The organism is Calidifontibacillus oryziterrae (genome assembly GCF_000331575.1).
Taxonomy (GTDB): Bacteria; Bacillota; Bacilli; order Bacillales; family Bacillaceae_J; genus Calidifontibacillus_A; species Calidifontibacillus_A oryziterrae.
In genome coordinates this window covers 477,364-490,958 of the sequence record NZ_KB223527.1, presented here as the reverse complement: position 1 = coordinate 490,958, position 13,595 = coordinate 477,364, and the positions used below count along the sequence as shown (strand labels likewise).

The 13,595-nt window shown below is 36.2% G+C and carries 17 protein-coding genes; 8 read left to right on the top strand and 9 right to left on the bottom strand.

From position 1 onward, the window contains the following. Positions 1-9: 9 nt before the first annotated feature. The 5 genes from D612_RS0110975 (at position 10) to D612_RS0110955 (ending at position 3,986) form a co-directional block, all read left to right on the top strand. A complete protein-coding gene (locus D612_RS0110975; RefSeq protein ID WP_017755521.1) occupies positions 10-447 on the top strand; it encodes an MFS transporter in 438 nt (145 codons plus the stop codon). A gap of 51 nt (positions 448-498) precedes the next feature. Further along, the gene (locus D612_RS0110970; RefSeq protein ID WP_017755520.1) at positions 499-1,200 is read left to right on the top strand and encodes a PspA/IM30 family protein; all 702 of its coding nucleotides are present in this window, start codon (positions 499-501) and stop codon (positions 1,198-1,200) included. A 149-nt stretch (positions 1,201-1,349) separates the two neighbouring features. Continuing rightward, positions 1,350-2,213 (top strand): cell wall-active antibiotics response protein LiaF, encoded by an 864-nt coding sequence (liaF, locus tag D612_RS0110965; RefSeq protein WP_017755519.1) that lies wholly within the window; start codon positions 1,350-1,352, stop codon positions 2,211-2,213. Positions 2,214-2,226: 13 nt separating this feature from the next. Continuing rightward, on the top strand, positions 2,227-3,330 hold the full coding sequence (locus tag D612_RS0110960) for a HAMP domain-containing sensor histidine kinase (RefSeq protein WP_017755518.1): 1,104 nt from the start codon (positions 2,227-2,229) through the stop codon (positions 3,328-3,330). Positions 3,331-3,341: 11 nt separating this feature from the next. After that, positions 3,342-3,986 (top strand): response regulator, encoded by a 645-nt coding sequence (locus D612_RS0110955; protein ID WP_017755517.1) that lies wholly within the window; start codon positions 3,342-3,344, stop codon positions 3,984-3,986. 125 nt (positions 3,987-4,111) lie between these two features. Here the strand turns inward: D612_RS0110955 and D612_RS0110950 are convergent, their stop codons facing one another. From D612_RS0110950 to D612_RS18760, 3 genes are all read right to left on the bottom strand, one after another. Further along, positions 4,112-4,312, bottom strand: a complete 201-nt coding sequence (locus tag D612_RS0110950) for a hypothetical protein (RefSeq protein ID WP_017755516.1) — start codon at positions 4,310-4,312, stop codon at positions 4,112-4,114. Positions 4,313-4,683: 371 nt separating this feature from the next. Then, positions 4,684-4,932 carry a hypothetical protein gene (locus tag D612_RS0110945; protein ID WP_017755515.1) on the bottom strand — a complete coding sequence of 83 codons (249 nt, stop codon included), beginning with the start codon at positions 4,930-4,932 and terminating at the stop codon, positions 4,684-4,686. Between the two features lie 101 nt (positions 4,933-5,033). After that, positions 5,034-6,560 (bottom strand): TIGR00341 family protein, encoded by a 1,527-nt coding sequence (locus tag D612_RS18760; protein ID WP_017755514.1) that lies wholly within the window; start codon positions 6,558-6,560, stop codon positions 5,034-5,036. 197 nt (positions 6,561-6,757) lie between these two features. On the opposite strand from D612_RS18760, the gene D612_RS0110935 reads away from it, so the two are divergent. Then, a complete protein-coding gene (locus tag D612_RS0110935) occupies positions 6,758-7,627 on the top strand; it encodes a 5'-3' exonuclease (RefSeq protein WP_017755513.1) in 870 nt (289 codons plus the stop codon). Between the two features lie 74 nt (positions 7,628-7,701). On the opposite strand, the gene D612_RS0110930 is transcribed toward D612_RS0110935, so the two are convergent. The 3 genes from D612_RS0110930 to D612_RS0110920 are packed head-to-tail and all read right to left on the bottom strand — an operon-like array spanning position 7,702 to position 9,445. Beyond that, positions 7,702-8,838 carry a zinc-dependent alcohol dehydrogenase gene (locus D612_RS0110930; protein WP_017755512.1) on the bottom strand — a complete coding sequence of 379 codons (1,137 nt, stop codon included), beginning with the start codon at positions 8,836-8,838 and terminating at the stop codon, positions 7,702-7,704. Positions 8,839-8,856: 18 nt separating this feature from the next. Continuing rightward, complete coding sequence (locus tag D612_RS0110925) at positions 8,857-9,219, bottom strand: spore coat protein (protein WP_017755511.1); 363 nt, start codon at positions 9,217-9,219, stop codon at positions 8,857-8,859. Between the two features lie 19 nt (positions 9,220-9,238). Next, positions 9,239-9,445, bottom strand: a complete 207-nt coding sequence (locus tag D612_RS0110920) for a hypothetical protein (RefSeq protein WP_017755510.1) — start codon at positions 9,443-9,445, stop codon at positions 9,239-9,241. Between the two features lie 180 nt (positions 9,446-9,625). Here D612_RS0110920 and D612_RS0110915 point away from each other — a divergent pair, with 180 nt between their 5' ends. Together D612_RS0110915 and D612_RS0110910 are read left to right on the top strand one after the other, a co-directional pair. Next, positions 9,626-9,835 (top strand): hypothetical protein, encoded by a 210-nt coding sequence (locus tag D612_RS0110915; RefSeq protein ID WP_017755509.1) that lies wholly within the window; start codon positions 9,626-9,628, stop codon positions 9,833-9,835. After that, the gene (locus D612_RS0110910; RefSeq protein ID WP_017755508.1) at positions 9,828-10,130 is read left to right on the top strand and encodes a spore coat protein; all 303 of its coding nucleotides are present in this window, start codon (positions 9,828-9,830) and stop codon (positions 10,128-10,130) included. Before D612_RS0110915 ends, D612_RS0110910 begins: the two co-directional genes overlap by 8 nt. A gap of 289 nt (positions 10,131-10,419) precedes the next feature. Here D612_RS0110910 and D612_RS0110905 read toward each other — a convergent pair whose 3' ends face one another. The 3 genes from D612_RS0110905 to D612_RS0110895 all read right to left on the bottom strand — a co-directional run bounded on the left by D612_RS0110905 (position 10,420) and on the right by D612_RS0110895 (position 13,478). Then, positions 10,420-11,835 carry a sensor histidine kinase gene (locus D612_RS0110905; RefSeq protein ID WP_017755507.1) on the bottom strand — a complete coding sequence of 472 codons (1,416 nt, stop codon included), beginning with the start codon at positions 11,833-11,835 and terminating at the stop codon, positions 10,420-10,422. Beyond that, entirely contained in the window at positions 11,825-12,496 is a 672-nt protein-coding gene (locus D612_RS0110900; RefSeq protein ID WP_017755506.1) for a response regulator transcription factor, read from the bottom strand. Before D612_RS0110900 ends, D612_RS0110905 begins: the two co-directional genes overlap by 11 nt. A 112-nt stretch (positions 12,497-12,608) precedes the next feature. Beyond that, positions 12,609-13,478 (bottom strand): LysR family transcriptional regulator, encoded by an 870-nt coding sequence (locus tag D612_RS0110895; protein ID WP_017755505.1) that lies wholly within the window; start codon positions 13,476-13,478, stop codon positions 12,609-12,611. Positions 13,479-13,595 lie beyond the last annotated feature (117 nt).

Here is a 13,595-nt window from a genome sequence, read left to right as displayed (position 1 = left end):
AGGATAAAGATGAATAAGAAAGGAACCTATATGCTGGGAATTGTAATCATGGCATTTGGAATAGTGCTTTTCCTAGGCCAGCTAGGCATTAACATTAGATGGATCATTGGGTTAGCAATTGCATCGTACTTTGTCTACAAAGGCTGGGGGTTGTTTGTAGAAATAGAAAATAGCATATTCAAAAAGGGATTTGGGATTTGCCTGTTGCTAGTAGGAGTTCTCTGGTTAACAGCATTGATTCCTGTTATTCTTGGGATTTTAGTTGCTGGATTATTAATCTACTATGGCATTAAATTAGTGAAAAATCATCAAACATATAAGGCAGCACCAGAAATGGTAGCAATGGGTGAGGAGGTAAATAGAAATCCGTTTGCAGGTGATCATTCCTTTAATCCGTATGATGAGCTAGACGAATGGGAAAATCAAATAAACAAAGATGATAAATGAGTAAGGCACAAAATAATAAATTTAAATAAAAATAATTAGGAGGAGTTTAACATGACCATTTTTAAACGAGTAAGAGATATTACGGTAGCATCGATTAACGACATGCTAGATAAGGTTGAGGATCCTGTAGCGATGTTAAATCAGTATTTACGTGACTTAGAAAGTGAAATTTCTAAAGCTGAAATTGCAGTATCACGTCAAGTTGCAATTGAGAAGAAGTGGAAAACGCTTGTCAATGAATTTGAAGAGCGTGTTACGAAACGTAATCGTCAAGCTGAGCTGGCCGTAGATCATGGTGATGAAAAAATTGCAAGACAAGCTATAGCCGATAAGCAATTTGCAGAGAGTAGGCTTACCGAGTATCGTGCGTTATTTGAAAGTGCAAAACAACAAGTCGCAATTTTACTGGGGCAATTGAAAGAATTAAAGGATCAATATTATGAGCTTCGTAATAAGAAGTTAAGTCTAGTATCAAGAGCGAATGCAGCAAAAGCAATAAAAGATATGAATCAAGCACTAGTATCTATCGATACGGAAAGCGCAGGAAAAGGATTTGCGCGGATGGAAGAAAAGGTTATGATGATGGAGGCTGATTCCCAAGCCATTCAAAGTATTCGCCGTGTTTATGCTGGTCTGAATTATGATAATCTTCATAAAGCAGAAACAAACGACAAAGTAGAACGAGAATTAGCGAAGCTTATAGCTGCTAGAAATATAATTAGTAATGAAACGGTAATTGCTAACGAAAATTAATCGGTATACAATGAGAAAGACACGATAGGCTACAATAGCTGTTGATTATCGCTGTCTTTCTTTCTCCATATATAACGTATTTAATATTTTATATTTCCTGTTGAATTGTAAAGCATGCATGTGATTGAAAAAGTGAGGAGGTGGAAAATGTGAAAGAGTCTAGAATCATTCCATTAATTTTTGGACTTTTAATTATTTACATTGGAGTAGTTATTCTGCTAAACAGTCTTGGCTTTCATATTGATGGTGGCAGCATTTTTCCGCTCGTTCTGATCTTACTTGGTTATTATTTTTATAGAAAGAAAAAGAAAGTGATTGCTTATATATTTTTTATCCTTGGACTTTTAAATTTTTTAAATATTGATATTGGGGATATTATTGGTTTTATTTTTGCTTTTGCTTTTATTTATTTTGGGTATCGGCTAATCCGCAAAAAGCAAGAAGAGAATTCATACGAAAATAAAAAGACTACCTCGGCCCCTTTCATTCATGAAGTAAATAAACATGCTACCAATTTCAGTGATCAAAAAGTTACTGAACAAAATGATAATGAACAAATCAGTAATGACCATAATAATGGCAATAATGAAAATACATTTTCACAAAATATAAACGATTCCTATAACAATTATAGGTTTTTAACCCCGCAGAAGAAACATTCACTCATTGGAAACTGTTTTTTAACGGATTCGCGTTGGGAATTAAAAGATATGGATATTTGGTATGGATTAGGTGAGGTGAAAATTGACCTTTCGCGGGCAAATATTACTGAACAAAAGTCAACTCTTCTCATAAATGGCTGGATAGGCGATGTTGATATTTATGTCCCATATGACCTTGATGTGACAATTATAGCTAGGGTTAGTATAGGTGAAATTGAAATATTCGGTAATAAAGAAGGTGGCATAAATCAAACGACGACCGTTGAAACAGCTAACTATCGTACCGCTGTTAAACGGGTGGAAATTGTAATTAATTTATTCATTGGTGATATTGACGTAAATTACTTGTAAAGGATGTAAAGTGATGCCAGATCGTAAATTGACAAATATTCAATGGCAATTTATTCGGCAATATTCACAAGCAGCTGTTACTTCAGTTTTGTTCGGCGCTGTTGTTTTCTTCGTTTTATGGGAGTTTGCTTTTTCTATTGATGCTTTACAAAGCTGGTCATTGCAATACTTGAATCTTTCTATTCCAGCGTATCCTGGTTTACTATTTGCAATTTTTATGATTATTGTAATGAGTTTTGTCGCTGCTTTCGTTGGAATAGTATGGGGCTACATTCAAGGGAACCTCTTAAAAAAGCGGATTGAAACTTTATTGCAATCAACGATAAAGCTTGAACGTGGCAATCTTGCAACAAGAATACCAGATTTAGGTCGTGACGAAATTGGGGAACTTGGGCGTCATTTTAATGAAATGGCAAAAAGATTTCAAGAACAAGTTAGTTCATTGCAAAGACTGTCTACCCATAACGCAGAACTAGCAGATCAAGTTAAGGAAGCTGCAATTATCGAAGAACGACAACGTCTCGCCCGTGAGCTTCATGATGCAGTTAGTCAACAGCTATTTGCGATTTCGATGACAATGGCGGCGTTAAAAAGAACTGTACAACTGAATCCAGAAAAGGCATCCCAACAGGTAGAATTAGTTGAAGAGATGGCAGCAACTGCACAATCGGAAATGCGCGCTTTACTGCTGCATTTACGGCCTGCTCATTTAGAAGGGAAGACACTCAATGAAGGAATTCGCGGGCTTTTAGCTGAGTTTTTAGAAAAGCATCAAAATATCCAGTTTTCTTGGAAACTAGCTGAATTACCAAATACCGTTACAAAAGCAATCGAAGACCACTTATTTCGGATTGTCCAAGAAGCGCTTTCAAATATATTACGGCATGCAAAGGCAGAAAATGTCGAGGTTCGCTTAACTGTTGTAAATGATCAAATTCGCTTAAAGATCACGGATGATGGCATAGGTTTCAACGAGGATGAAACGAAAACATCCTCTTATGGAATGTCACTAATGAAAGAACGAGCAGCCGAAATTGGTGGAGTGATGACATTATCGACGGCACCAGGACAGGGTACAATGATTGAAGTCACGGTACCAATATTGCCGCTCAAGTGAGGTGTAAAGGCATGGAGGAAATCATTAAAGTTTTATTAGTGGATGATCATGAAATGGTACGGATGGGCTTAGCTGCTTATTTAGCAACTGAGCCAATGATTGAGGTTGTCGGAGAAGCTTCGAATGGTGCAGAAGGTGTTCAACTCGCTGAGCAGTTTAAGCCCGATGTCATTTTAATGGATTTAGTTATGGAAGGAATGGATGGAATAGAAGCAACGCGAAGAATTCGTAAAGTTCATCCAAAAGGCAAGGTGATCGTTTTAACAAGTTTTATTGATGACGAAAAAGTTTACCCTGTGATTGAAGCGGGGGCATTTAGCTATTTGTTAAAAACTTCAAGAGCACCCGATATTGTTCAGGCTATCCAACAAGCGTACCGTGGCCAAACAGTTTTTGAAGCGAAGGTTACAAGTAAAATTTTGACGAGAATGATGGGTGGAGAAAATCAGGATGCTCCACACCTTCAATGTACCCCTCGAGAAATGGAAATCCTACAACTGATTGCTGAAGGGAAAACGAACCAGGAAATAGCTGATCAACTATTCATTGGAATCAAGACAGTAAAAACTCATGTTAGCAACGTCTTAAGTAAGCTAGGAGTGGACGATCGGACTCAAGCCGCAATTTATGCTCATAAGCACGGAATTTGCAAATGATTACCAATAAATGGAGGGGTCAGGAACCTCTATGGACACTACTATGGACACCACCCTGGCACCCGCCCCGGGACGTCCCTGACCCGGTCCTGGGACCTGTTGTAGATTATGGAACCTGATGTATATTAGCGCGGTCCTTTTACATTTTTGCTTTTTGCATCTGTTGGTTCGCTGCTTCGTTTTCTTTGTTGCTTTGACCGTTTTTTTGCAATTTGATTTTCTTCTTTTACATCTGTTACAAATTCTTCGGCAATTTCTACTTTTGTGTTGCGCACTTGTTTTTGTTGTGCCTCATGATGGCTTGCAGATGTTTTGGTTCTTGCCATGATTTTAACCCTCCATTATTTTTTTTGGCTGTGTTAATCGTGATGTTGATATTTAATTTATTGTTGATTGAAGCTTTTTTGAATCAATCGAATTTAGTATGCTTTAAAAAGTCATAGCTTATAACTTTAGATTTTGTTTAGGAAAGTATAAAATTTGATCCTGTGGATAAAAACTATAGCACAGAAAGTAATCGTCCAGCTCCAGCGCCCAGCGACTAGTAAACTTCGCTCATCTCTTTTGCGATAAGTCAACATCGACTCGTCCCTCGACGTGTTTTGTTTATCTCAGTCGAAGCGCTCTTAGTTTATACGTCGCGAATCAGGGCGCTTATAGCTTTTGTTTTTGGCCATCATAAAAAACTCCCGTCCTTTTAACGACGAGAGTTTTTGGCAAAGCTTGCAAATTGGCGTTCATCCTCAATTAAACCGCATACACCACATTGGACTTTATAAGCGGGTCCCCGGTATGGAATATGGAAAGGGTCAAGCGTTTCATTCGTATATTCTTGAACGACATCTCCAGATTGGGAATCCATTTTAACAGGTTTCGCTACCTGTTCAATAATATTAAACCTTGAGCGATTTGTTCCGCAATTAGGACATAAATATGGTCCTGCCATTATTCATCCCTCCTAAATTTAGATTGTACATAAAAGGTAAATTTATGAGGGGAACTTGAACTTTTTAGTAAGATTTAGAATGATTATTAGCATGAAACATCCTATTTTTTGTTTCTAGGCACGATTTCACCCGCATTTAATTCTTCAGGTCCTGGTTCGGTCTGTTCTTTATTGTCTAGATTAGGTTCGAGATCCTTCACAAACGGTTTGTCCTTTTGTTCAGAAGGATCTAAATCCTTTATGTCTTCATTTTCAACAAGGGGTGGTTCTATTTCTTCTTGTAAGGTTGCAATAACCTTTCTTTTTAATTTTTCCTCTAACACATTCTCAATCGTTACAACAAACTTTTGGTCCAACGGTTCAGGTGTAGTAACATTTAGTAAAACGTTATATGTTCCTGTTCCACGTCTATATTCAAAGCTAAAATCGTCCAACACCCCGTTAAAAAGTGCTAACTTTTCTATGATGACTTGTTCAATTATTTCCTCTGGTGTACCGGCCTCTGTTTGGACGACAGTTACGACCTCTTTTTCAGGCTTAGGAAGCAAAGATTTAAGTCCATCCGTGGAAGCCTCATTGCTAACTTTCTGAATGATTGAAACATCAGCTACTAAGTGTACAGGTGCTGTTAGCTTATATTCAAGACTATTTTCGATTTTACGTATATCTTCTGGAAGAATAATTTGGGCAGAATTAAGCTCTGTATTAATTTGAAAGGAATTTTCAGCCTCTGTATATTGTAACGAGACAATTTTAGCATCTGGGGCTAATACAGCAAGTCCTTCCTCGATCGCACCACGTATAAGCTTTTCTTTTTTATCAGCTTCAATTGACCCATTCAATAGAATGACGAGTGGTATCGATACAAGCAGCAATAGCGTAATTGGATATATAATTTTATTTTCAACTAAACGAGAAAAATATGTATTTTTGTCTTCGCTCACATGTAAGTTTAAATACTTCGAAATCGATGGTGTCGTAAATCCAGCAAATTTAAAGATTAAGATAGCAATGACATTAATAGCTACCATGTTTGCGATAAATAATAATAATGCTCCGCCTGCCATTTGGAATTCTTGTTTCGCTAAAGAAATTCCAACAACACATAATGGTGGCATTAATGCTGTAGCAATAGCTACTCCTGGTAAGGTAGCTCCCGAACGATAACAAATTGCATAAGTTCCTGCAGCACCAGATGCAAGCGCAATAATTAAATCGATGAAAGTCGGCTCTGTCCGTGCTAGTATTTCAGGCGTTAAATGGGAGACAGGTAATAAAAGCGTTAATAGTGTTGATAAAATAATGGCAATGACGGCCCCCATAAGTTCTGCTTTGATGGTCACTCTTAATAAGCGATTGTTCCCTGTAATTAATGCAAGTCCGCCACCTAAGATTGGATTCATCAATGGAGCAATTAACATCGCTCCAATAATAACAGCTGTACTGTTTGAAAGTAGACCATATGTAGCAACTGAACAAGAAAGAACAACCATGATGTAATAATAGGCATCTGGCTGTGAATCAGTTCGAATCGTTTCAATAATTTTTTCACGGGTTTCATATTCTAGTAAATACTTATTCTTTTTTTTCACATCAACGACGTTTGGTTGATTAATGACTGGTTCCATAATAAGCAAATCCTTCCGTATACTTGTATAATTATTATATACTTATTTGCACTTTAGATGGTCGAATCATAGAAATTAGTTGGTTAAATTTGTAGAAACTTTTGGAGTACGGTCGAATAACGGAAATATGATATAATATGAACTATTGTGCTGATAGATTTTATTATTTCGATTTTCGTTTGAAAGGAGAGAAACAATTGAAACGAGACAATAAGGTATTACTTATTGACGGAATGGCATTATTATTTCGAGCATTTTATGCAACTGCGATGAGCGGTTATTATATGATAAATAGTAAAGGAATCCCTACAAATGGTATTCATGGTTTTGTCCGTCATTTACTGACGGCTGTAAATCACTTTAAACCAAGTCATGTCGTTTGCTGTTGGGACATGGGGAGTACTACTTTTCGGAAAGAGCTATACCCTGATTACAAGGCTAATCGTGGCGAGCCCCCAGTAGAGTTGATTCCGCAATTTGATTTAGTTAAAGATGTGGTTGCTGCCTTTGACATCCCGAATGTTGGTTTAAAAGGATTTGAAGCAGATGATTGTATCGGAACGTTGGCCAATCAGTATAAACATGACTATTTAGTATATATTTTAACTGGGGACCAGGATATTCTTCAGTTAATTGATGAAAATACACATGTTGTACTATTAAAAAATGGTTATGGTAATTATGAAGTATATCATCCTGAATTACTAGTTGAACGAAAAGGAATTAGACCGCAACAATTGATCGATTTAAAGGCGTTAATGGGTGATAGTAGCGATAATTACCCTGGCGTTCGTGGAATTGGTGAAAAAACTGCATTAAAATTATTGCAGGAATTTGAAACGATCGAAGGCATTTTAGAAAATTTACATTCTTTAACGAAAGGACAGCGTGCAAAAATTGAGCAGGATTTAGAAATGCTACATCTTTCTCGTAAACTTGCAACAATTCATCGTGGTGTACCTGTCAGCTGCCCACCTCAAGTAGCAATGTTGACCATCGATCGTTCTAAAGTATTTGATAAATTTGCAGAGCTCGAGTTTAAAGGATTGGAAAAATTTATTGGATAAAATACTAAAGAGAGCATTTCCATTCATTTAGGAATGCTCTTTTTGTATTTGCATTCGAACAGTTAACTAGCTTATCAAGGTTTTAAGATTACTTTAATACAGCCATCTGTTTTCGTATCGAAGACTTCGTACCCTTTTTTAGCTTGATCCAATGGTAGAACGTGGGTAATAATATCACCTGGATCTATCTTTCCTTCTTGAATTAATTTGTAAAGAAAAGGCATGTATGGGATGACAGGTGCTTGTCCTGTTTTGATATTGACATTACGTTGAAATATATCACCTAGTGGAAACGCATTGTATCGTGAGCCATAAACACCTGTGATTTGGATCGTTCCACCTTTTCGAACAGCTTGGGCAGCGATTACAATTGCTCCCATTGAACCGCCTTGTAGCTTTAAGCCAGTTGCTAAAAATTCAAGTGGAGTCATTTTCCCATCCATTCCTACACAATCAATGACGATATCAGCACCACCTTTGGTGATTTCTTTCAGATGATTTCCAATATTTTTTTCAGATTCAAAATTTACGATTTCAACATTGTTAGTCCGTTTTGCATGCTGCAAACGATAATCGATATAATCAACGGCAATGACTCGTTTTGCACCTTTTAACCAGGAGAATTTTTGAGCAAGAAGACCTACAGGGCCACAGCCAAGGACGATTACAGTGTCACCATCCTTCACCCCAGCGTTATCAACTGACCAATATGCAGTTGGCACAACATCTGCTAACAACACTAATTTTTCATCATCAACCTCACTGTCATCAGGCAACTTGAATGGAGTAAAATTTGCATAAGGGACCCGTAAGTATTCTGCTTGCCCACCGGGATACCCACCGGTTGTTCCAGAGTAGCCAAAAAAACCACCCATATCACCGTGAGGGTTCGAATTGTCACATTGGCTTGTTAGATCGTGTTTACAGTACCAGCATTCACCACAGCTTACATTAAAAGGAATAATGACACGATCTCCCTTTTTTAATTTCGTAACTTCTGGACCAACCTCTTCAACAATTCCCATTGGTTCATGACCGATAATATAATCTTCAGGTGTATTTGGAATCATCCCGTGAATTAAATGTAAATCAGACCCGCATATTGCCGAACTTGTAATCTTCACGATAATATCATCTGATTTTTCGATTTTAGGGTCTTGGACTTCTTTCACGGCAACGTCTTTTATGCCTTGATATGTCACTGCCTTCATTCAGATTTCCTCCTAGTCTTATTGATTAGGTGTTGCAAATGTACCAAGCCGGTCTGTATCAATAGGGAAGAGCTCCAATTTTGCTATACTAATTGCCATATCAGCTGATTTTAAGTCTAGCTCGATTTGTTTATTAACATCATTCGGATAAAGCCAGCCTTTTTCAATCATTAAATCTGTTACTTCACCATGCAAGTCAATTGCAGCATCCATTTGTCGAAATAATGCTCTTCTTAAGTCAGAACTTGCTGTTTCAGTTATCGTAATAGCATAATATCTTATTGCCGTTTTAATAGATGATAAAAAGTCTAAAGCAAAAGCTGCGTCAGCCATTTTGGGCATTCCTTCCGCATATTTTGGATCCAAGTAATCTTGATTCATTTAAGATTTCACCTCACCATTATAGTGTCCTTGCTTTCTTATATAGTTCTTTAAGCTCTTGAATATCTTCAATTGATTGTTTCACATCTTTTTCCATAAGTGCTTTTAAATCATTATCAAAACAAAGGCCTTGCATCAATTTTGCTTTCATTAAACATATAGTTTTAAAGTTTATCATTTCGTGTGTATCCATTGTTTCATGGAAACCTAAAGGTATTTTTTCCAAATCAACACCCCCTATAAACAAATGCTTATTAAATGTTAATTTGCTTTATTTTGTTTGCTTTATACTGAATTCTGTCATTGTTAGTTTTTTTACAATAAATACCACTAAAAATACCACTAAGTATTGCTGCAATTTTGTACATAATATAAAATACAAACTAAAAAATGAAGGAGTATTTTTATGACTAGATATATGGGCTTACATGAGACATTAGAGGTTCATGAGCTTCTAGTTTTTAAAAATTTATGTTTAACAAAATCTATTACGATGGTTGGTTTAGTTCAAGATCCTAAGCTAAAAACGATCTTTGCAAATGATGTGAAATCCAGCAAAATATTTGTTCAGCGATTACAAGAACTAATTACGGATAGGAGTAACGATTATGAATAACTTAGTAAAAAGTTTGATGGGAATGGGGGGTATGACGGATCAAGTGATTGCTACTGATTTTTTAATTTCAGCAAAAGCAAGTATCCGGAATATAGCATTTGCTATTACTGAAAGCGCAACACCTGCAGTAAGAGCAACATTACGAGAGGAACTTAGAAATGCAGTCACAACACATGAGATGATTACAAATTATATGATGTCACGAGGGTTTTATCACCCTTATGATTTAACGGAACAATTACAAACGGATTTAAAGATAACGGAGACTGCAATAAAGCTAAGTGAACAAATGTGATATTTGCTAACGAAACGAAAGCGAACTACACAAGTGCGTTTAAGGAAGAAAATCGAGCTTATAGGAATCACACCGTGCAATAAACGGAAATAAAAAACCCGATTGTCTCTAAAAAGGTAATCGGGTCCGTACAATATATAATTAACTGGGCATTTGTCCTTATCTTAATAAAGAACGGTGAAAATATAGTGAAAAGCTAGAAAAAAGTCTCCAAAAAATAATAAAATTTCGAGATACTTGGGTTAATGAATAGTAGAATCGTGACTAAACTAACTCGTCATAGTTTTGTTTAATGTAAAGTGGTGGGAATACATACTGTAAATGTACTTCCTCGATTTAATTCACTAGTAACACGAATCGTCCCACCGTGAATATCTACAATCCATTTTGCAATCGATAGTCCTAAACCATGGCCGCCTAACTGTCTAGTTCTTGCTTTATCAACGCGATAAAAACGATCAAAAATTCGTTGTTGATCTTCTAAGCTGATTCCGATGCCGGTATCCTTCACTTCAATAACAAGGGCCGATTCCTTCTCATCGCCTCTCATTTCAAGCGCTACGTGGACAGCTCCACCATTTTGCGTGTATTTAATGGCATTATCCAATAAAATGTATAACAGTTGTTTTAGTTTTTCTAAATCCCCATTAATGGTAAGTGAATTGGGAGCATTAAAATGAATCGTAATTTGCTTTGTGTCAGCTAGTGCCTGAACGGATTGAATCACTTTTTCAGCAGGATCATGAAAATCAAAAATTTCTTTATTCACAATCTCCATTGTACTAGTACCCGATCGTGCAATTGTTAATAAGTCACCTACTAATTTGCTCATCCTCTTTACTTCTTCTTTCATATTACTTAATAGTTTTCGTGGATAACTATTTTGTTCGAATGGCTCAGTCATTTCAATTGCATTGATTGATGAAAGTAGAACACTTAGGGGGGTCCTTAGCTCATGAGAAGCATCAGCTACAAATTCACGTTGTCTAGTAAATGCCTCGGAAATCGGCACCATTGTCCGTTTTGACATGATATAACTAATAAAAAAAGCGACTCCGAAAAACAATATTGCAATTGCCAATAGCACTACTAATAATCCTCTTAATAATTCATGAAAAAAAGATATATCCTTACCAATAAATACTGTTCCGAGGATTTGTCCATTGTATATAAGTGGATGGCTTGTCATCATCAAATCAATCGTTCTAATTTCTGTTTCAAATAAAGGTGTTCCATCTTGATTATATAATAGTTCTCCATCACTTTTAGGTACTGTAACATTTATGGAATCGAATAAAAATTCATCTCGGTCAAAATTCCAATTATTTATTATAGTAAGGAGATTATTACGTGTTTCAGGTATTAATTCGTCCCCTAGTAAAAACTCAAAATTTGTATTAACGACATAGTAGAAAAACTGCTCTTCTCGAGCGACAATTATTCCTGGATTTCTATAGCTAGGATCTTCTTGATCCCGAATTAAAAACTCCGTAATGATTCTTGCCTCATCTCTTGCTAATGCTTTTGTTTCATGTTTTTGTTCTGTAAGCATGACTGTATAAAATAAGGAATAAACGATGATGATAAATAATACTAGGAATAATATTAATAAGCCGCTATATAATGATGTCAAACGAAATTGTGTCTTTTTAAACAAATCATTATGAAAGCTCCGTTGTAAAAATGACCGTAATTTAAACTTCAAGTCGATAGCCAACTCCTCGGATACTTTGGATTTGATCAGGCTTTCCAAATGCATCTAGCTTTTTCCGTAACAATTTAACAGTAGCATCAATTGCTTTATACGATACATCTGCATCATATCCCCACACTCTGTCAAGAATCATGTCCCGTGTCAGAACTTGTCCCTTATTTTGTACTAATAAATCAAGTAACTGAAATTCCCTAGGAGTAAGTTGAATGATGGTACTACCTCGTTGTACGGTTTGGCTTGATCGATTAAGCACAAAATCATCAATTTCAACTATTTCTTCTTTTATAGGTGCATAGTTCCGCCTTGAAAGTGCCCGCAAGCGCGCCAGCAGCTCCTCAATTTCAAAAGGCTTTATAAGATAATCATCTGCACCAGAATCCAGTCCTTCAATCCGGTCTTGAACAGAATCTCTTGCAGTAAGCATTAGAATTGCTCCTGAATATCCTTCCGTCCGCAACCGTTTACAAACAGTTACACCGTCCTCGCCAGGCATCATCCAGTCTAAAATGATAACATCATAATGCGAGCTAACTGCGTAATCGTAGGCATCATCACCGCGTTCAACCCAATCTATATTGTAGTTACTTTTTATTAACATATATTGAATTAGTTCACCTAATCCGACATCGTCCTCAGCAAGAAGAATGTTCATGTTGCAGAACTCCTTTCAAGTTCTTTCTTTCGTTTAGTGTACCATTTTTAGTTTTGAGTATAGCAATAGTGAGTGAAAAATAGGTGAAAACAAACTACTGAATAATTAATTTTTAGTCATTTTTTGTAGTTTCTATCATTTCTAAAAACTTTGTTATTGCACTTGTCTTATAAAGATCATTTCGGTGAATAAAGACTGTAGTCGTCTTTCTGAAATTTTCAGGAATTGAATAATAGTGAAATTTATTATGATCTAAGTTCTCAATAACTGATTTTGGAAGGAGAGAAATTCCCATTCCCGCCATTACACAAGCTAATATAGCTTCAAGTGTACCAAATTCCATTATTTTAATTGGAAAATTTCCTGTACTCCGTAACCACTCCTCCAGTTTTGCCCGGTAGGAACATCCAGGTCGAAAAACGAGGATTGTTTTATTATTAATATTTTCAATCACAGATTTTGAGGTTAGTTTGGAATCAGATATTAATACCAATTCTTCCTCAATGAAAGCTTTTTGAACGATTTCCGGATGATGGACAGGCCCTGCTACAAAGGCACCATCTAAATCATAACGAAGTACGGATTGAATAAGATCTTCAGTTGGACCGGTCTTAATTGATAGATCAACATCTGGGTAGTTTTGATGGTAAGCTACTAAAATAGGAGAAAGTCTAACAGCTGCAGTCGTTTCCATTGATCCTATTGAAAGTGGTCCTTTAGGAATATGTGAGTCTTGAACAGCTTTACGAGCTTCATCAAAAAGAAACATAATTCTGTTTGTATACTCTAGCAATGTTTTTCCTGATGGTGTAAGGGATACTCCTCGGCTATGTCGATAAAAAACTTGAGTGTTCAGTTCTTTCTCTAATTGTTTTATTTTGGCAGTTACATTTGATTGGACAAAATTTAAAGAAAGAGCAGCTTTACTGATGCTACCCTTTTGTGCAACTGTACGAAATACTTCTAAACTAGTGGTATCCAAATGGAATCACTCCTATCTTTGTAAATCAAAAAATATTTGTATAAATATAGATATCAAATATTTTGATATCTATAATCAAAAACATTCACTATTCATAATAGCAATTCTACTATACAA

What these genes read in the sequence shown, in the direction of transcription:
- D612_RS0110915 (WP_017755509.1), top strand. Translation starts at nt 9,626, where the DNA reads ATGACTAGATATATGGGCTTACATGAGACATTAGAGGTTCATGAGCTT.
- D612_RS0110975 (WP_017755521.1), top strand. Translation starts at nt 10, where the DNA reads ATGAATAAGAAAGGAACCTATATGCTGGGAATTGTAATCATGGCATTT.
- D612_RS0110955 (WP_017755517.1), top strand. Translation starts at nt 3,342, where the DNA reads ATGGAGGAAATCATTAAAGTTTTATTAGTGGATGATCATGAAATGGTA.
- D612_RS18760 (WP_017755514.1), bottom strand. Translation starts at nt 6,560, where the DNA reads ATGGAACCAGTCATTAATCAACCAAACGTCGTTGATGTGAAAAAAAAG.
- D612_RS0110930 (WP_017755512.1), bottom strand. Translation starts at nt 8,838, where the DNA reads ATGAAGGCAGTGACATATCAAGGCATAAAAGACGTTGCCGTGAAAGAA.
- D612_RS0110960 (WP_017755518.1), top strand. Translation starts at nt 2,227, where the DNA reads ATGCCAGATCGTAAATTGACAAATATTCAATGGCAATTTATTCGGCAA.
- D612_RS0110900 (WP_017755506.1), bottom strand. Translation starts at nt 12,496, where the DNA reads ATGAACATTCTTCTTGCTGAGGACGATGTCGGATTAGGTGAACTAATT.
- D612_RS0110950 (WP_017755516.1), bottom strand. Translation starts at nt 4,312, where the DNA reads ATGGCAAGAACCAAAACATCTGCAAGCCATCATGAGGCACAACAAAAA.
- D612_RS0110925 (WP_017755511.1), bottom strand. Translation starts at nt 9,219, where the DNA reads ATGAATCAAGATTACTTGGATCCAAAATATGCGGAAGGAATGCCCAAA.
- D612_RS0110945 (WP_017755515.1), bottom strand. Translation starts at nt 4,932, where the DNA reads ATGGCAGGACCATATTTATGTCCTAATTGCGGAACAAATCGCTCAAGG.
- D612_RS0110970 (WP_017755520.1), top strand. Translation starts at nt 499, where the DNA reads ATGACCATTTTTAAACGAGTAAGAGATATTACGGTAGCATCGATTAAC.
- D612_RS0110910 (WP_017755508.1), top strand. Translation starts at nt 9,828, where the DNA reads ATGAATAACTTAGTAAAAAGTTTGATGGGAATGGGGGGTATGACGGAT.